Origin of the sequence: Kosakonia sp. AG348 (genome assembly GCF_003337365.1) — a bacterium.
Lineage (GTDB): Bacteria > Pseudomonadota > Gammaproteobacteria > Enterobacterales > Enterobacteriaceae > Kosakonia.
In genome coordinates this window covers 60122-77308 of sequence record NZ_QPJR01000015.1, presented here as the reverse complement: position 1 = coordinate 77308, position 17187 = coordinate 60122, and the positions used below count along the sequence as shown (strand labels likewise).

17 protein-coding genes are annotated in these 17187 nt (G+C 54.8%); 5 read left to right on the top strand and 12 right to left on the bottom strand.

Annotation, left to right across the window (positions count from 1 at the left end):
- The coding region (locus DFO56_RS23865; RefSeq protein WP_114413907.1) for a hypothetical protein at window positions 1–1928 on the top strand (1928 nt) is incomplete at its 5' end.
- Window positions 1929–1981: 53 nt separating this feature from the next.
- Here the strand turns inward: DFO56_RS23865 and DFO56_RS23860 are convergent.
- From DFO56_RS23860 to DFO56_RS23840, 5 genes are read right to left on the bottom strand one after another with little or no spacing between them, the layout of a single operon-like run.
- Window positions 1982–2617 (bottom strand): HrpE/YscL family type III secretion apparatus protein, encoded by a 636-nt coding sequence (locus DFO56_RS23860; RefSeq protein WP_045507364.1) that lies wholly within the window; start codon window positions 2615–2617, stop codon window positions 1982–1984.
- A 7-nt stretch (window positions 2618–2624) separates the two neighbouring features.
- Window positions 2625–3182 (bottom strand): hypothetical protein, encoded by a 558-nt coding sequence (locus DFO56_RS23855; protein ID WP_045507360.1) that lies wholly within the window; start codon window positions 3180–3182, stop codon window positions 2625–2627.
- A gap of 25 nt (window positions 3183–3207) precedes the next feature.
- Entirely contained in the window at window positions 3208–3912 is a 705-nt protein-coding gene (gene sctJ, locus DFO56_RS23850; RefSeq protein WP_045507357.1) for a type III secretion system inner membrane ring lipoprotein SctJ, read from the bottom strand.
- Window positions 3913–3927: 15 nt separating this feature from the next.
- Window positions 3928–4500 (bottom strand): EscI/YscI/HrpB family type III secretion system inner rod protein, encoded by a 573-nt coding sequence (locus DFO56_RS23845; protein ID WP_020455825.1) that lies wholly within the window; start codon window positions 4498–4500, stop codon window positions 3928–3930.
- Window positions 4501–4542: 42 nt separating this feature from the next.
- Window positions 4543–4731: an ATP-dependent helicase HrpA gene (locus tag DFO56_RS23840; RefSeq protein ID WP_197539469.1), complete on the bottom strand. Its 189-nt coding sequence runs from the start codon at window positions 4729–4731 to the stop codon at window positions 4543–4545.
- 210 nt (window positions 4732–4941) lie between these two features.
- Here DFO56_RS23840 and DFO56_RS23835 point away from each other — a divergent pair, with 210 nt between their 5' ends.
- Both DFO56_RS23835 and emrD read left to right on the top strand, forming a co-directional pair.
- Window positions 4942–5775 carry a DMT family transporter gene (locus tag DFO56_RS23835; RefSeq protein ID WP_020455827.1) on the top strand — a complete coding sequence of 278 codons (834 nt, stop codon included), beginning with the start codon at window positions 4942–4944 and terminating at the stop codon, window positions 5773–5775.
- A 177-nt stretch (window positions 5776–5952) separates the two neighbouring features.
- Window positions 5953–7137: a multidrug efflux MFS transporter EmrD gene (emrD, locus tag DFO56_RS23830; protein WP_072051613.1), complete on the top strand. Its 1185-nt coding sequence runs from the start codon at window positions 5953–5955 to the stop codon at window positions 7135–7137.
- Here the strand turns inward: emrD and DFO56_RS23825 are convergent.
- Window positions 7040–8128 carry a cellulase family glycosylhydrolase gene (locus DFO56_RS23825; protein WP_170956370.1) on the bottom strand — a complete coding sequence of 363 codons (1089 nt, stop codon included), beginning with the start codon at window positions 8126–8128 and terminating at the stop codon, window positions 7040–7042. The genes emrD and DFO56_RS23825 overlap by 98 nt on opposite strands.
- Before the next feature lie 161 nt (window positions 8129–8289).
- On the opposite strand from DFO56_RS23825, the gene dsdA reads away from it, so the two are divergent.
- Window positions 8290–9606: a D-serine ammonia-lyase gene (gene dsdA / locus DFO56_RS23820; protein ID WP_045507346.1), complete on the top strand. Its 1317-nt coding sequence runs from the start codon at window positions 8290–8292 to the stop codon at window positions 9604–9606.
- Window position 9607: 1 nt separating this feature from the next.
- On the opposite strand, the gene DFO56_RS23815 is transcribed toward dsdA, so the two are convergent.
- From DFO56_RS23815 to DFO56_RS23795, 5 genes are all read right to left on the bottom strand, one after another.
- The gene (locus DFO56_RS23815) at window positions 9608–10588 is read right to left on the bottom strand and encodes a radical SAM protein (RefSeq protein WP_082071754.1); all 981 of its coding nucleotides are present in this window, start codon (window positions 10586–10588) and stop codon (window positions 9608–9610) included.
- Window positions 10589–10676: 88 nt separating this feature from the next.
- Window positions 10677–11027: a DUF202 domain-containing protein gene (locus DFO56_RS23810; RefSeq protein ID WP_020455832.1), complete on the bottom strand. Its 351-nt coding sequence runs from the start codon at window positions 11025–11027 to the stop codon at window positions 10677–10679.
- The gene (locus DFO56_RS23805; RefSeq protein ID WP_020455833.1) at window positions 11017–11364 is read right to left on the bottom strand and encodes a YidH family protein; all 348 of its coding nucleotides are present in this window, start codon (window positions 11362–11364) and stop codon (window positions 11017–11019) included. Before DFO56_RS23805 ends, DFO56_RS23810 begins: the two co-directional genes overlap by 11 nt.
- Window positions 11365–11469: 105 nt before the next feature.
- On the bottom strand, window positions 11470–12792 hold the full coding sequence (locus tag DFO56_RS23800; RefSeq protein ID WP_020455834.1) for a 6-phospho-alpha-glucosidase: 1323 nt from the start codon (window positions 12790–12792) through the stop codon (window positions 11470–11472).
- Window positions 12789–14408 (bottom strand): alpha-glucoside-specific PTS transporter subunit IIBC, encoded by a 1620-nt coding sequence (locus tag DFO56_RS23795; protein ID WP_045507343.1) that lies wholly within the window; start codon window positions 14406–14408, stop codon window positions 12789–12791. Before DFO56_RS23795 ends, DFO56_RS23800 begins: the two co-directional genes overlap by 4 nt.
- Window positions 14409–14627: 219 nt before the next feature.
- On the opposite strand from DFO56_RS23795, the gene DFO56_RS23790 reads away from it, so the two are divergent.
- Window positions 14628–15374 (top strand): GntR family transcriptional regulator, encoded by a 747-nt coding sequence (locus DFO56_RS23790; protein WP_020455836.1) that lies wholly within the window; start codon window positions 14628–14630, stop codon window positions 15372–15374.
- On the opposite strand, the gene DFO56_RS23785 is transcribed toward DFO56_RS23790, so the two are convergent.
- Window positions 15342–17003 carry a putative transporter gene (locus DFO56_RS23785; protein ID WP_045507342.1) on the bottom strand — a complete coding sequence of 554 codons (1662 nt, stop codon included), beginning with the start codon at window positions 17001–17003 and terminating at the stop codon, window positions 15342–15344. The two genes, DFO56_RS23790 and DFO56_RS23785, sit on opposite strands and share 33 nt — an antisense overlap.
- Between the last annotated feature and the right edge of the window lie 184 nt (window positions 17004–17187).

The window sequence follows — 17187 nt, the reverse complement described above, 5'->3', positions numbered from 1 at the left end:
TGGATAAAGTGCGCGAACAGTATGCCGCCTCCCCGCAGACGCACTATGACGCGCAGGGCAACACACGCACGCCTTCCCTGCTGGTGGCGGCGGCGTGGGATTTTTTCGACCAGCAGATCAATACCGGCGCACAGTACAAAACCAACACCCACGACGATGTTCCGGGTCTGGAAGGTAAACCGCTGGCGCAGTACAGCGACCGCGATAAAGTGCAGTCGCTGCGCCATTTTGCCGGGCAGCCGCTGCGCACCGAACAGAATGAACCCACTAACACTGAACTGGTGATGAAAGATATCGGCGCGCTGCTGATGCTCGACGGCATTGCCGCAGAAGCGGGCGCCATGGCGGAGTTTTTCACTGAAAAAGCGGTGACCACGGAAGGCCGGAGCGCGCTGGCCACGCTGCGCAACGCCCCTGAGCAGGCGGCTGCCGGGGAAGCCGGTGCGACAATGGCCGGCGCAACCGGTACAGAGATGGCAGTGGCCGGTGAAGCCAGGGCCGCTAAGGGAGCACTGGCAGGGGAAACCACGGCGGCAGAGAGCGCAGCGGCCGGAGAAACCGGAACGGCGGCAGTAAACCGGCTGCGTCCTTCGCTGGCGGGTGATATCAGCCAGTATGCGGTGAAGGATGGCGAGGCGCTGCTCAACGGGAGCCGCGCCAGCGCCGGGGGCATTCATCAGGTGAAGGATGCGGCAGGAAATGACCGCTGGCTGCTGCGCTACCGCGATGGAACAGGTGACAGCAGGGTGTACGAAGTCGGGCAGGATTTCCGCCCAGGCGAAGGGCGGGCGCGCATTATCGACCCGCAGACCCGACAGCCGGTGCTGACGGTGCAGTCGGGCAACGGCGAGTGGCAGCGCAGCGCATTGCCCGGTGGGGTACAGCCGCAAACCGGCCAGCCATTGAATGTGCCAGCAGGCAAAATGTATGGTAATCCTCGTGCGGACCTTCCCGAGCAGCCACTCGACCTCAGTGTCTCCCGGCCAGCATCACTATCGCGTCCAGTGCCGATGGACGTTGATTCTCAGCCAGGCCCTTCGACAGCACTCGACACAGCAGAAACGGAACACCCTCTTGATCTGAGCCTGCCCCGCCGCTTACCGGATGGCCGATCGCCGGAAAACAGCCTGCCACCCACACCCGGCACGCCCATATTCACACCGGCGAGCAGCCGTGCGCCAACACCTGTTACCCCCTTCTCACCAGCCATGTCAGAAGGTTATTCCGCAACAGGCCTCCCGCGCACGCCAGGCGCTTCCCTGTTTGGCTCAGAAAACCGAAGTTCACCCCTTTCCAGGCCGTTAACACCAGGCGCGGAAAGTGAGTTATCGGCCACCGAAATGCGATCAGGAAACAGTTCAGGGAGGAGCACCCCATCATCCGTCGCAACCTCCGGCGCCGGGTACACGCCTTACGCCGACGATGCGATTAATTTCAACCCCTGGGCGGATAACGTTCAGCTGCCACCAGGAAGCTATCTGAACGATCGCGGCTACATTGAGAGAAGGGATTTTAATAAATTGTACCGTGTTGAGCAGGCAGATCGGGTCGACCGGCGTGGCGATCCGCAGAATGTTGGTTTCAGGGACGGAAATTACTTTGCCGGTGTTGAGAAGATGATGTCCGGCCCGGTGGTATTCGTTGCGCGAACCCGGGAGGGAGCAGAACGTTTTGGTCGGGGCGAGCTGAACAATGGTTTTCATCTGTATGAAATTGACGCGCAGGGCATACCCGGTGTCTCACTTCGGGAAAATATTGAACACAATGAACAATATATGGAGCTAGCAAACACCATGCAGCCAGGATATGTCGCAGGTCTGCGCAGCGTCAATCAGTTGGAAAGGTTTGGCGATTACGCCTGGTCATTCGATGAGGTGCATCTGGCCAACGACCAGGTCACGCCGGATAAAATAACCAAAATTTATTAACCCCCGCAAAGTAAACGGCGCCATTACCGCCGCGTAATGGTGCCGCAATGACTTTACTCTCCCCGTTCGGTTTCATTTGCTCCCCTGGTGGTCGCCGCGCTTTCCGTTATGGCAGAAAGGAAACTGTCGGTGAAGGTCTGCCAACCGATCGTATATTTCCCGTGAGGGCTTTTCAGGCACAATTCGTCTTTGGCCTGCCGGGGATCACTTACCAGCGTCCAGGGCGTATCGCCTTGGGCATTTAAAAATTGTTCGGCCTGCTCATATTGCCGTGGATTAACCATTAACATTGCCGCGCGATTAACTTCAGGATGCTTTTGCAACTGTTTGAGAAGTGCTTGTATACGTGCCTTTGCGGGTTCTTTGTCAAATGCGAGGCGCAGCGCCTGGGTAAGCAACTGTTTTGCACACCCGACCGTCTGCTTACGCATCTCTTCCCGCTCTTTTTGCCAGTCATTCAGTAATATCTGTGCCTGTTTCCATAGCGTCTTCGACACCTCTTCATACGCCTGATGGCGAATCCGCTCTGCCGCTAATTGCGCATGTTTTATCGTCTCTCTGGCGCGCAGATTGGCAATGTCGCACGCCTGCTGCGCGACAAAAAAGTTCGCTATATCTTCCCTACGCAGCACCGGTTGTTGCACAACCGAAGCCCCGGCGAGCAGATTAATTTTATGCACCGTTAACATGGCCGTTTTACCGTGGGCGTTCGCGCTGTATCCAGGCGATAACCGCCATCCACAGCATGGAGAGTTTATGCGCTGTGACAGGGATGACTGGCTGGCGCTCGACCTCTTCGACTTTTTCTTTCGGCAGAGAAAAACGCATTCGCGACCAGACAGGCTCACCCACCCAACTGCGAAGCAGGATGATTCCGGTAATGTCCGGATCGGGAGAGAGAGGCGGCGTCCACAGCCCCGGTTTTAACCCCATAGCCAACCGGCGACACCATTGCAAAGCACCTGAAGACATAACACGATAGACCGATTGTGGATGATCCACGCAGACACAAAAAAGGGCTTCAAATAATAAAACGCGCTGGTGTTGTAATAGCTCAATGACGTTAATAACCGCCTCTGTTGGCTCAGGAATGGCCGCAGGTTTGACGCCAAAAAGGCTATCAATCCAGTGTCTTTGGTGTGCTTCAGTATGAGCGATAACCGCATGAATAAGGTGCAACTCTTCCGGCAACGGCCAACTGTGATGACGTTTATGACGCCAGCCATCGCGCCACCAGTGAATCCATCGCAGCATGAAAATCCCTTTAATAAAATTGGTTTTATTTTTTCTGTATAAAGAAATAAAACGAGGCAAGTAAACAGAGGCAACCCAGAAGATATAATATCATGGTGTTTGGTTTTTTATTTTCCGGCGCAACATCTTGCGTTTTATATTCTGTGGTAGGAATAAAAGAAATAGACAGTTTTTTATCATCGGCATCAACCATTCCCGGAATACTGCTCAGCGCCATCCGCCTAATAACAGGCTGTAATTTTTCCACATGAATATCCCTATTATATTTAATAAACACCGCTGCTGAGGCGGGTTGTATTGGCTCACCCGCTGAGATACGTTCCGGCAGAACAATATGCACTCTGGCCATAATGACGCCATCTATTTGTGATAACGTAAACTCGAGTTCCTGAGACAGGGCATAAATATAGCGAACGCGTTCTTCAAGCGGTGATGAAATCATCCCTTCCTTTCGAAAAACATCTCCCAGGCTAACATAGCTCTGGGAGGGCAATCCTGCGGAATGTAATATTTTCACAGCTTCAGGAAGATCGGACATGGCTATCGAAACGGAATAACCCGTTTTATCCGACTGCTTCGCGGCGTCAATACCTTTGTCCTTGAGTTCGGCAACGATGGCGTTAGCCGCTGGCTCAGCAAGCCCCTGATATAACGCCAGTTCACCCTGGCACCCGCAGAGGAAGGTAACCATGAGTAACAGGGCGATGGCGTTAATTGCTCTTATTAACATAATGGGTTTTTATCGTTACTGGAGGTTTGTCATTCGCTCCACGCTGTTGGTCATTTTGCTGATCATTTTCGAGACAAACTGATTATTTAAATAATAGTTTGACATCGAACGGTTGGCTTTCAGTAGATCATAAGGATTATTGCTACCGGAAGCCGCTTTTAAATCCCGTCCCGCCTGTCTGGAGAGCTTTTCTAACATATCAGATAACTGACGCAGGATAGATTTCGTATCGGTAATGCAATCATTTCGGTCATTGCCCGGCCGATGGTGATTATTTGCACCGGAGCAGTTATTCCCATTATTGCCAGGTCGATTGCAACTATTCCAGTTATTATCAGGGCGGTGGCCACCATCCCAGTTATTATTTGGCTTATGACAATTATTCCAGTTGTTGTTGGGTTTATTGCAGTGATTCCAGTCGTTATTGGGTTTATTACAGTTTTTGCCATCGTCTGGTTTACAGCAGGTATTATTATTTTCAGGCGGTTTAGGAGCAGAACCGCAGCGCGTTAACACATTGTTGTTTTGCTGAAAAACAACCTGCGGGTTGCTCACCATATTTAAAGCTGCTCTGGTAATAAAACACATAGAATACTCCTTTATCGCACAGCGCTATTGTAGAGATGCCATTTAATATTGAATGGCTTTACCCGCCTGCTGCATTGAGTTTTGCGCTTTCGTTGATGAATCGATCAACGAACTGGTAATACCGTTAATGGTATCGGTGATCATTTTGGCTGACTGCGCCTGGGCGTTCATCATGGTTGTTGCAGCGGAAACCATATCCAGTTGTCCCATGGAAGCTAAAGACGCTCCCATTGAAGCTCCTCCGGCCATAACGTTTTCTCCTTATTGATAAGTAGTGACTTGGGGTTGCTACGATTTATTGGTGGCGCTTTTTTATAAAACTGTTCACTTTTCGCGGGACGTTTTATAGGCCTAACTCGCCATTTGCGAAGGTCTGGCTAGCTGGCTTCCATTGCGCTCATCGTGTTACATTTTGGTGACATTCCACCCACGTGTGCCGCTATGACCCTCTCTGTGTTTTGCATCCTGCTGTTCGCCGCGCTGCTACATGCCAGCTGGAACGCGATAGTGAAAGCGGGCAGCGACAAGCTCTATTCGGCCATTGCCGTCAGCGGTTCCGCCGCATTAATCGCGCTGGTTTTACTGCCTTTTTCTCCGCAGCCGACTCTCGCCAGCGCGCCTTATCTCATTGCCAGTTGCGCCTTACAGGTGATCTACACGGTGCTGGTCGCCAAAACCTATCAGGTGGCGGATATGAGCCAGACCTACCCGCTGATGCGCGGCACCGCGCCGCTGCTGGTGGCGATAATCAGCGTGCTGTGGCTTGGCGATTCGCTCTCCAGTGTGGCTTGGGGTGGGATTGCGGTGATCTGTCTGTCGATTCTCGGCATGGCGTTCAATGGCCGCAGTCAGTCGCGTAAAGGCATCTGGCTGGCGTTACTCAACTCCTGCTTTATCGCCGGTTACACGCTGGTGGATGGCACCGGTGTGCGCCTCGCCGGTTCGGCGCTCGGCTACACACTGTGGACATTCTTTATGAATGGCTTCTGCCTGCTGCTGTGGGCGATGCTGGCGCGCCGACAAGAAGTGACACGTTATCTGGCGGTAAACTGGAAAAAGGGATTGCCCGGCGGTATCGGCACGATGGGCTCCTATGGGCTGGCGCTGTGGGCCATGACACAAGCGCCGCTGGCGGTGGTGGCGGCACTGCGTGAAACCTCGATTCTCTTCGGCGCGCTGCTGGCTTTTTTGTTGCTGAATGAGAAGGTCGCCGGACTGCGAATCGTCGCGGCCTGCGGTATCGCCGTCGGGGCAATTTTACTGCGTCTTTCATAAGACAAACTGGCAACAAAAGTTGCCGAAAATCGTTTACAAAACCTGCCTGGCGCAGCATTGCCATTGCTGTGCCGCATAGTGGTTCTGTCATCTGACTGTGCTAGATTTCTCCCGCATAAAGGCTGAATTACAGCCATATATTCTTTATTTCCTCATTTTCTTAAAGTAATCATCGAAATGAAAAGGCAAAGAAACGTCAATTTGTTGTTGATGCTGGTACTGCTGGTCGCTGTCGGGCAGATGGCGCAGACAATCTATATTCCAGCCATCGCCGATATGGCGCGCGATCTTAATGTGCGTGAAGGCGCGGTACAGAGCGTCATGGCCGCCTATTTGCTGACCTATGGCGTCTCGCAGCTTTTTTATGGCCCACTGGCGGACAGAATTGGACGTCGGCCGGTGATCCTCGCCGGGATGAGCATGTTTATGCTGGCGACGCTGATTGCTATCTCCACGCACAGCCTGGCGGTATTAATTCTGGCCAGCGCCTTGCAGGGCATTGGTACCGGCGTCGGCGGCGTGATGGCGCGAACCCTGCCGCGTGATCTTTACGCGGGTACAGAGCTGCGCCACGCCAACAGCCTGCTGAACATGGGGATTCTGGTCAGCCCGTTACTGGCTCCGCTGATTGGCGGCGTGCTGAACACGCTGGTGAACTGGCGCGCCTGCTTTATTTTCCTGCTGGCGTTGTGTGTCTTCGTCACCTACAGCATGGCGCGCTGGATGCCGGAAACCCGCCCAACGGGCGCGCCGCGCATCCGGCTTATCGCCAGCTATAAAACGCTGTTCGGCAGCGGCGCGTTTAACTGCTATCTGCTGATGTTGATTGGCGGTCTGGCGGGAATTGCGGTGTTTGAAGCCTGTTCCGGCGTATTGATGGGTGGCGTTCTTGGCCTCAACAGCATTACGGTCAGTGTGCTGTTTATCCTGCCAATTCCGGCAGCGTTTTTCGGCGCATGGTTTGCCGGACGGCAGAATAAGCGCTTCACCACGTTAATGTGGCAGTCGGTGATTAGCTGCCTGGCGGCCGGTATTCTGATGTGGATCCCCGGTTTGCTGGGCGTGATGAACATCTGGACGCTGGTGGTTCCCGCCGCGCTGTTCTTCTTTGGTGCCGGGATGTTGTTCCCGCTGGCAACCAGCGGTGCGATGGAGCCGTTCCCGTTTCTCGCCGGAACGGCGGGGGCGCTGGTCGGTGGCTTGCAGAATATCGGCTCCGGCGGGCTGGCGTGGCTTTCGTCACAACTGCCGCAGAACAGTCAGTTTAGCCTTGGGATGCTGATGACGCTGGCCGGGCTTTTGATCCTGCTGTGCTGGCTGCCGCTGGCGTCGCGTTTTGCTCGCCACGAACCGGCGATTTAACCTCATGATGGCCCGACTTCGCGTCGGGCTTGCAGCAATCTGGCGCGATCATCACCTTCAGTAACGGCTCCGGCGCGGGTCGCCATGCGCCCTCTTCACCGTCATAAAATTGCGTATCGGTGTTAATGGCGTACGGGATTTTCACCTTGTTCAGCTCGCAAGCCATAAAACGGGCAAACGCCAGCTGCGACTCGGTTGGCGCGCTTTTCATTGACTCGCCGACTGCCCAACCGCCAACCCAACTGGTATGGCCCGTTTTCTGCTGCCAGCGCACAGCGGTGTTGATGCGGGCGCGAATGGCGGCTTTTTCCGCCGCCGTGCCGGAAGTCCAGGGGTATTTGCCGTTCGCTTTTAGCGGCCCCCAGGGAAAGATGTGCCATTCGGCGAGCAGGAAGTTCTGGCTATGCGGCGGCAGCTTCAGCGAGGGCAGATCTTCAGGAGCGGCACGCATCCGCGGCGCGATAAAAATCATGCGCTGCGGATCGATATCATGCAGCGTTCTGACGACATTTTCATAGGCGCGATTCAGCGCAGAAAGGTCGTGGTTAAGTTTATCGGCCGGTTCATAAATTACATCAAAACCGAGCGTCGGGTGGTCAGTGCCAAAAAAGGTGCCGACGGTTTTCCACCACACCACCAGTTGCGCTTCGTTTTTTGCGTCGGGATCGGCTTTAAAGCTATCGGCCTGGTAAGCAATAATCGGAATGACGCCATACGCTTCACAGGCTTCCACCAGTTTTCGCAGATGGATCAGGCGTGCTTCGGTCATATTATCAGCAACGCGAATACGCACATGACGGATGCCCGCCTCGTAGAAATCACGCACCACCAGCGGGTCAAACTCACGGATTCCCCTGTCGGTACGCGCCCAGTCGACATCCATCCCCACACCCAGCTGCTGCGCGTAATGCGCCGCTGTCAGCGGAGTATCAGCGGCAAACGCAGAGGTTCCCGCCAGCAGCATAGCAACAGCAATCAGTGGCTTTAACACAGTTAACCTTGTGAAAATTGGGGGCGAATACATGTATTTAGCATGCTTTACGCCACAACGTGTAGCGGCAAAACGTAATAAATTCTCACCACGTCTGCACACTTGCACCGACGGCGTATTCCTGTTTTCTTTAACCATCCGCTTTCGATGATGAAGAACCGATGAAAAACGCCGACCTCCAGAAGCTCATCCAGCACGACCCGCTAGTGCAACGCCTGATTGATTTGCAAGAAACGCGCTGGTTTAACCCTAATACTACCTCGGTTGCCGAGGCTTTGCCGCATGTTGGTCTGACACCGCAAGATGTGAGCGATGCGCACGCCCGCCTGACACGCTTTGCGCCTTTTATTGCGCGGGCGTTTCCAGAAACCGCTGCCAGCGGCGGCATCATTGAATCCGACGTAGTGCCGATCCCGGCAATGCAGCACCGTCTGGGGCAAAGCATCACCGGTGAGCTGTGGCTGAAAAAAGACAGCCACTTGCCGATTTCTGGCTCAATCAAAGCGCGCGGCGGCATTTATGAGGTGCTGACCCACGCAGAAAAACTGGCTTTCGCCGCCGGGTTGCTGACGCCGCAAGACGATTACAGCCGCCTGCTCTCGCCTGAATTCACCCGCTTTTTTAGCCAGTACAGTATCGCCGTCGGTTCGACCGGTAACCTCGGGCTGTCGATTGGCATTATCAGTGCGCGCCTCGGTTTTCGCGTAACAGTACATATGTCTGCCGATGCCCGCGCCTGGAAAAAAGCGCTGCTGCGCAGCCACGGGGTGAACGTGGTGGAATATGCCGAAGATTACGGTGTTGCCGTTGAGCAAGGCCGCCGCGCGGCGCAGGCGGACGCGAACTGCTTTTTTATTGATGATGAAAACTCCCGCACGCTGTTCCTCGGGTATGCGGTCGCCGGGCAACGGCTAAAAGAGCAGTTCGCCCGTATCGGTAAAGTAGTCGATAAAGACCATCCGCTGTTTGTCTATCTCCCCTGCGGCGTTGGCGGCGGCCCTGGCGGTGTGGCGTTCGGCCTGAAGCTGGCGTTTGGCGATGATGTCCACTGTATTTTTGCCGAACCGACGCATTCACCGTGCATGCTGCTTGGCGTGTACACCGGCCTGCATGATGGCATTGCGGTGCAGGATTTAGGCATTGATAACCAGACCGCCGCCGATGGGCTGGCCGTCGGGCGCGCGTCGGGTTTTGTTGGCCGCGCGATGGAACGCCTGCTGGACGGTTTTTACACCGTCGATGACCAGACGCTTTATAACCTGCTGGGATTACTGGCGCAGGAAGAGAACATTTTGCTGGAACCGTCGGCGCTGGCGGGCATGCCGGGTCCGAAACAGATCAGTGAAGAGCGCGATTACCATCAGCTTCACAGCTTTAGCCAGACGCAACTGGCGCAGGCCACCCACCTGGTGTGGGCGACAGGCGGCGGCATGGTGCCCGCAGAGGAGATGGCGCGCTATCTGGCGAAAGCGCGCTAATTTAGCAATGCTGCAAAAAGGCGCATAAAGACATCGGGGAGTGCCGCTGTTTGCGCAGGTCACGCATCACCCGCATATAAGGCCCGGAATAGCTAAAGAAGTGGTAATAGCCGTCACACAGCGCGCTTTTGCCCTGTACAACGCGATGTTTCGGGCAATCGCCCTGGCAAAATGGCAGCATATCGCAGCGGCGACACGCCTCGCTAAGCAGACTGGTTTGATGCGGCCCGCCCGTCGCTGCGTCATCGCTGGCATTCACCGTGATAATCGGATTGCCCAAATGGTTATCGGAGTAAACCGACGCGGTATCGCCGTTCGCATGCGGCGCAAACGTGCGATCGCGGGTTTCGCTACAGGAGCACAGGTGTAACGGATAGCCGCTCCAGACATCGAGTGTTTCGTCAAAGAGCGGGATATAAACCCGACCAATATCTTCACGCACCCAGTAGTCAAACACGGTGGTCAGAAAATGGCCCCACGCCGCTGCGCTCACTGATTCCGGCGTTAAATGTCCCTGCGGATCTTGCTCCACCAGCGGAACAAAGTGCACAAAGGGCGTGCCGAGAGCACGCAGAGAAAGGTACAGATGCAGCGGCTGCTGGCTGTTGCGGTGGTTGACGACACAGTTAACACTGAATGCCACGCTATGTTTCGCCAGCCATTGAACAGCATTTAGCGCGTGCTGGTGTGAGGACTGATCGCTGCGGTTAACGTGACGGATATCTTGCGCCACGGCAGGGACGTTCATAGAGAGACTCACCCGCCAGCCGTGCTCGTGAAAGAAACGGCACAACTCATCATCAAGCGAACTGCCGTCCGTATGGAAGGTGTTTTCGATACGTTTTTTAGCGTACCGCTTTTGCAGCGCAACGATGCGGCGGAAAAAATCCAAACCGCCCTCTTGCCAGGCAAAAGGCACACTAGCAGCGGAGTGGGTAGCGATCTGCTGGCGAATAAACGTCCGCAAAGCGGCATCATCCATTCTCTTTTGCGGCTGTGTTCCCATGTCAGTACAGCGGCGACAACGGGCGGGCCTGGCCATAACGTGGCAGCCTGGCATGCGGTGTTCCTCAGAAAATCAGGAGTAATTGTCGGATATGCGTTACAGCAAACAGTAATGCGAGGGAAAGCACCGCGAGGGAGATCAACAATTTGTCACGAACCGCGCCGGATAAGACGAAATCACTTTTATTCACATCCATTAAGATACGTTTATGTGTGTAGCGCCAGAGCAGAAGCGCCACGCACAGCAGTACCGCCAGCGAGATCCAAAACGGCAGCCCTGAATGCTGCCAGTTATGCCTGACCGCCAGCGCCATCAACGCGCCGTAGCCGAACAATGTGCGCAGCCACGCCAGCGACGTGCGTTCCGGTTGCAGGCCGGGGTCCGCTTCGCGGCGCGCTTTGCGGTTATCCGCCATAGAACACCAGCACCATCACCACCAGCGCAACCGCCAGCAGAATAACGCTTATCACCAGCAGGGCACGGGTGTAAGGCAAATCTTCTTTCAGGCGCATCGCTTTTTCATTGCCCAGCCAGCGCAGGTAGCCATACAACGCCAGCCCGCCTGCGAAGAGACACAGCAGCAACGCCAGCACTTCGCGAATCAGCGGCGTGGCAAATTCCGGCGCTAACTGATCCAGACCCACACCGGCCGCCAGAAAACCAAGCGCCGTGCGGATCCACGCAAGAAAAGTACGTTCGTTCGCCAGCGAGAAACGATAGTCCGGCGCCTGGCCAACGCGGGAAATTTTCATCAGGGCTCCTTGTTGGTGTACTGGTCAACAAAGTAGCGGATACGGTGAATTTTTTCGACACGTTTCATATTTGGACCGGCATCCTGACGATGCCGGTCGCGGGGATTAATGCAACTCAGGCCAGAACGCTTTATTGGCTTCGACTAAATCATCCAGAATGGCTTTGGCGACAGAAGCGCTCGGAACTGTTTTGGACAAGGTTATCGCCTGCCACAACTTCTGATAAGAGCGCTGTTCCCAGGCATCGACTACCAGTTTTTCCACGGCAACCTGCTGGCTCATCAGCCCCTTCTGGAAATGGGGGATATCGCCAACCGTGAGCGGTTGCGGGCCGTTTTTACCCACCAGGCAAGGGATCTCCACCATCGCGTCAGCATCAAAGTTATGGATCGCGCCGTTGTTCGGCACAATCAGCAGCATCCGTTCCTGGGTGTTAAAGGCGATGGCGGTTGCCAGATCGACGATGTACGACGCATGTTCGTCGATTTCCAGCTCACCTGCCGATGATTTTCCCGCTTCGATAATGGCGCGACAGGAACCAAACACCTGTTTTTCACGGTGATCCATCACTTCATTAGCGCGGGTACGCTCAGGATTGGAGTGCGCCACCACATAATCCGGGAACAAGTAATACTTCAGATAGGTGTTCGGCATCGTATCCGGGTCAAGCGCCTGCACATCTTTCGCTTTGGCGAAGGTATCGTTCCAGCTTGCTTCGGTGTGCTCATCTTTCGCCGGAGGAACATAGCCATTTTTCGCCACATATTCGCGTAATTTCGGCATTAAATCGTTGCCGTCCAAATCTTCAATCGATGTCCACCAGCCAAAGTGGTTCAGCCCGTAATAGCGCACCCGCATCTGTTTACGATCTTGCAGGCCCACAATCTGCGCCATGCGCCCTTCAATGCCGATGGGCATATCGCAGATATTAAGGATTTTTGCCTGCGGACGCAGGCGGCGCGTCGCTTCCGCCACGATTGCCGCCGGGTTGGAGTAGTTCAGCATCCAGGCATTCGGGGAGTATTTTTCCATATAGTCCACCAGCTCCAGTACGCCACCAATCGAGCGCATACCGTAGGCAATACCGCCTGGGCCACAGGTTTCCTGGCCGACAACGCCGTGGCGCAACGGGATTTTTTCATCCTGTTCACGCATCGGATATTTGCCTACGCGGATATGCGCCATCACAAAATCGACATCGCTAAAGGCGGTTTTTGGATCGGTGGTGTAACTGAATTCAATATCCGGTGCCTGCTCCCGCAGGATGATTTTGCAGGCCTCGGCGATGGTTTCCTGGCGCGCGCCATCGTTGTCATAGAACTTCAGCGCCCGCAGCGGAAAGCGATCGCGATTAGCCAGCAGCATTAAAACGATACCCGGCGTAAAGGTGCTGCCGCCACCGGCAATAACAACGGAGAATTTTTTCATGATACAGCCTCTGTCATGGTAGATGGTTCGGGGGATAAAGGGGTTTTCATTAACGATTCGATTTGGTCGCGTACTTGCGGGACATGCAGCCCGACAATCACCTGGATGGCGTTGCCGCGCCGGACCACGCCGTGCGCGCCAAGCGCTTTAAAGACGTCATCGCTTTGTGTTTTCGCCATATCGACCAGCGCGATACGCAGCCGGGTGGCACAGTTATTCACGCTTTCAATATTTGCGCTGCCACCCAGTGCCTGCAGGAAACCGGCTGCCTGGCCGAGCTGGGTATTCGCTGCGGCTGCCGTGGTTTGCCCGCGCGCGGCTTTGTAATCGGCTTTGCTGTAGAGTTTGATTTCGCTCTCTTCCCGGCCTGGGGTTTTCAGGTTAAAGCGCACAATCAATGTGCGGAAAACCACGAAGTAGAGCGCGGTAAAGCACAGGCCAATAGCGATTTGGGTGAACACCATCGCCGCATGGTTATGGAACATCGGGATCCAGTTTTGCGGCAGGAACTGGTCAAGCAGCCCGCCCCCCATATTGCCGACTACGCCAAAGCTGTACATCACCGTCGCCATGGAGGCGGCGAGTACCGCGTGAATAGCGAACAGCAGCGGCGAGATAAACAGGAAGGTAAATTCCAGCGGTTCGGTGATCCCTACCAGTACAGCAGTGAGCGTGGCGGGGATCAGCAGACCGGCAACTTTGACGCGGTTTTCCGGCGCGGCGGTGTACCACAATGCCAGCGCGATACCGACAGAACCGAAGACTTTCGAGTTACCGTGCAGCGCAAATCCGCCTTCCGGGAACAGAGCTTTCAGCGGCTCGGTGCTCTGGCTGAATTCTTGTAAGTGCTGCGCCCAGTAAACCTGGATGCCACCTTCCACTGCCGCCGGGCCGAAGATAAACGGGCCATAGACAAAATGGTGCAACCCGGTCGGGATCAGAATGCGTTCGAGGAAGGTATACACCCACACGCCCAGCGCACCGGCAGAGCGTAAAAAAGCCTGTAAGGATTCAATGCCCAACTGCACTTTCGGCCAGCCGAGCAGGGTTAACCACGCGCAGGGGATCATCACCAGAAAAGCGATAATGACCACAAACGACGTGCCCTGGAAAATCCCCAGAAAGACCGGTAATGGCTTTTCAAAAAAACGGTTATGGATGGCGGTCACAATTCCGGAAATCACGATCGCGCCAATAATGCTGGTATCGAGCGTTTTAATCCCGGCGATCAGCGTTAAACCGCTACCGGCCGTCGGCTCTGCGGAGAAATCCACGCCAAAGAAGTGACCCCAGGTCATTCCCATCGCGTTAATAAAGTAGTTCCAGGTTAAAAAGCTGATCAGTACCGCGAGGCAGGCACGTCCCTGCGCTTGTTTTGCCAGGCCAATCGGTAAACCAACGGCAAACAGCAGCGGCATATTACGAAACACGGTCCAGCCGCCTTCTTCGATAATGTGCACAATCTGCGCGAAAAGGTTATCGGGTGCGGTTAATGCTTCACCGACGAAAAGCGGGTTGCGCAGCATAATGGCGATACCCACCACCATGCCCGCGAAGGGAAAAAGCAGCACCGGGGTAAACATTGCGCCGCCGAAACGTTGTATTTGACTGAGCATAGTTAAATCCTCATGAAACAACCTGTAGGGGAGAGGCCTTGTTTTGTTTTAGTGGCCTGAAATGAGCATAAGAATTCACCTTCCTGCCGGCAGGACGCGCCGCTGCGTTCCGTGATCCCTTTCATGGTTTTATTTCACTCCTTCAGGTCTACTTTTTGAGTTAAAAGTAGACATGTAGGGTGCGTATATTCCTGACATGGGGTGTAAAGAGGTATACAGGTGATCTACAAATCGATAGCCGAGCGGCTGCGTCTGCGGCTGAATTCCTCGGATTACAACGTCGGTAGCCCCTTACCGGGCGAAAAAACGCTGGCGCAGGAGTTTGGCGTAGCGCGAATGACCATTCGCAAAGCGGTTGATCTGCTGGTGGTGTGGGGGCTGGTGGTGCGCCGTCACGGCAGCGGAACCTTTGTGGCGCGCAAAGATGTACATCATGAAACTACCAACCTGACGGGGCTGGTAGAAGTGCTGCGCCAGCAAGGGAAAGAGGTACACAGCAAAGTGCTGCTGTTTGAAGTGATGCCTGCGCCACCGGCGATCGCCAGCCAGTTGCGCATCCAAATCAATGAGCGCATCTACTTCTCGCGCCGCGTGCGTTATGTCGAAGGCAAACCGCTGATGCTGGAAGATAGCTATATGCCGGTGAAACTGTTCCGTACGCTCTCGCTGGCGCACCTTGAAGGGTCAAAGTTCGATTACATCGAAAAGGAGTGCGGAATAACAATTAGCGGCAACTACGAAAGCCTGACGCCGGTGCTGGCAGATAAGCAACTGGCGCAAATATTGAACATCCAGGAACAAACGCCGCTGCTGCGTATCACCTCCCTTTCCTACAGCGACAGCGGCGAGTTCCTTAACTACTCGGTGATGTTCCGTAACACCCGCGATTACCAGGTGGATTACCATTTGCGGCGTATCCACCCGGAAACGCCATTAGCCCATTCCCCAGAAGATCACCGCCAGTAATTGCGGCGTGATAATGCGCAAAAACATCACCAGCGGATAGACCGTGGCATAGGCGAGCGCCGCCGCTCCGCTGGTGGGGTGCAACGCGTTAGCAAAGGCCAGCGCGGGCGGATCGGTCATCGACCCGGCTAACATGCCGCATAAGGTCAGATAGTTCATCTTCGCCACCATCCGCGCCAGCAAACCGACGGTTATCAGCGGAACGGCAGTAATGAAAATGCCGTAACACATCCATTTCACCCCATCGCCGTGAGTCAGCGTGGCGATAAAATCCCCGCCGGATTTCAGCCCGACCACCGCCAGAAACAGCACGATACCCAGTTCCCGCAGCGCCAGGTTGGCGCTGGGCGGCATAAACCAGTACAACTTGCCAATGGTACCAATGCGCCCAAGGATCAGCGCCATAATCAGCGGCCCACCGGCCAGACCTAATTTTAGCGCCGCAGGAAAACCGGGAATAAACAGCGGGATCGACCCTAACAACACGCCGAGACCAATACCGATAAACACTGGCAGCATCTGCACCTGTTGCAGTTTATGTTGCGCATTACCCACTTCATTGGCGACGGCTTCAATCGCCGATGGTCGCCCGACCAGATTAAGAATATCGCCGAATTGCAGGCTGGCGTCGCTGCTCGCCACCAGTTCAACCCCGGCGCGGTTAAGCCGTGAAATCACCACGTCATAGCGCTCTTTAAAGTGCAGGTCGCGAATCTTTTTCCCCAGCACTTTTTCGTTGGTCACCACCACGCGCTCCACTCGCAAATCCGTACCGCGCGTGGATAACGAGACATCAACTTCCTGGCCGATAACCAGTTGAGCGTTATGCAGATCTTTAGGTAATCCCACCAGATGCAGCAAATCGCCGGCTTCAATCAGCGTACCGGGCGCAGGCACCATCAACAACTCACCGCGTTTTAAGCGCGAGCAGATGATTTTATCGCTGTTGAGGATCGGCACGTCCTGAATCGCCATCTTGTTGAGATTCGGGTTTTCGACGCGAATATTGATGGTGCGAATCAGCGATGTGCCGTTACTGAGGGTGGCGTCGTGCTTACGCGCTTCCTCATCCACATTGACGCGAAACAGCACACGCAATAACCACATGCTGAGCAAAATACCGCAGATACCGAACGGATAGGCCATCGCGTAGCTCATGCCCATCTGATCCAGCACCGGGCCTGCAATCCCCAAATCACGCAGGATTTGTTGCCCCGCGCCAAGTGCTGGCGTGTTGGTTACCGCGCCGGAGAAAATCCCCAGCACCACCGGCAACGGAATGGCGAACAGCTTATACAGAATGGCGGTGACAAGGCCGCCGAGAAGCACTATCAGAATAGCGAACAGATTCAGCCGCAGGCCGGAGACGCGTAACGAGGCGAAGAACCCGGGGCCGACCTGAATGCCGATGGTATACACAAACAGGATCAGGCCGAACTCCTGCACAAATAACAACATTGGGCTACTCAATGGAATGCCCAGTTGATCAACAAAGTGGCCGACGATTATCCCACCGAACAGCACACCACCAATGCCAAACCCGACGCCACGAATCTTCAGGTTGCCTATCCATAATCCGACGACAGCAACGAGTGCCAGAACGCTTACGGTTAATGCGATATCACTCATGATCGTTTCCCTGTACATGATGACTACAGGAATATTGGCAGAAGCTGTAATAACTGTATGGGTGATGCTGCACAAAGTGCAGGGATTTTCTCTGCTTCGTGATGTGGCGAAAAGTGCACCAGCAAACGACGGTTGCCCCGAATCAAAGCAGTGCTGTTCGCCTGTCTGACTGCTTCAGGATTGA

Coding starts and splice junctions, on each gene's coding strand:
- DFO56_RS23860 (WP_045507364.1), bottom strand. CDS start 2,617: ATGTTAACGGTGCATAAAATTAATCTGCTCGCCGGGGCTTCGGTTGTG.
- DFO56_RS23855 (WP_045507360.1), bottom strand. CDS start 3,182: ATGCTGCGATGGATTCACTGGTGGCGCGATGGCTGGCGTCATAAACGT.
- sctJ (WP_045507357.1), bottom strand. CDS start 3,912: ATGTTAATAAGAGCAATTAACGCCATCGCCCTGTTACTCATGGTTACC.
- DFO56_RS23845 (WP_020455825.1), bottom strand. CDS start 4,500: ATGTGTTTTATTACCAGAGCAGCTTTAAATATGGTGAGCAACCCGCAG.
- DFO56_RS23840 (WP_197539469.1), bottom strand. CDS start 4,731: ATGGGAGCGTCTTTAGCTTCCATGGGACAACTGGATATGGTTTCCGCT.
- DFO56_RS23835 (WP_020455827.1), top strand. CDS start 4,942: ATGACCCTCTCTGTGTTTTGCATCCTGCTGTTCGCCGCGCTGCTACAT.
- emrD (WP_072051613.1), top strand. CDS start 5,953: ATGAAAAGGCAAAGAAACGTCAATTTGTTGTTGATGCTGGTACTGCTG.
- dsdA (WP_045507346.1), top strand. CDS start 8,290: ATGAAAAACGCCGACCTCCAGAAGCTCATCCAGCACGACCCGCTAGTG.
- DFO56_RS23815 (WP_082071754.1), bottom strand. CDS start 10,588: ATGGATGATGCCGCTTTGCGGACGTTTATTCGCCAGCAGATCGCTACC.
- DFO56_RS23810 (WP_020455832.1), bottom strand. CDS start 11,027: ATGGCGGATAACCGCAAAGCGCGCCGCGAAGCGGACCCCGGCCTGCAA.
- DFO56_RS23805 (WP_020455833.1), bottom strand. CDS start 11,364: ATGAAAATTTCCCGCGTTGGCCAGGCGCCGGACTATCGTTTCTCGCTG.
- DFO56_RS23800 (WP_020455834.1), bottom strand. CDS start 12,792: ATGAAAAAATTCTCCGTTGTTATTGCCGGTGGCGGCAGCACCTTTACG.
- DFO56_RS23795 (WP_045507343.1), bottom strand. CDS start 14,408: ATGCTCAGTCAAATACAACGTTTCGGCGGCGCAATGTTTACCCCGGTG.
- DFO56_RS23785 (WP_045507342.1), bottom strand. CDS start 17,003: ATGAGTGATATCGCATTAACCGTAAGCGTTCTGGCACTCGTTGCTGTC.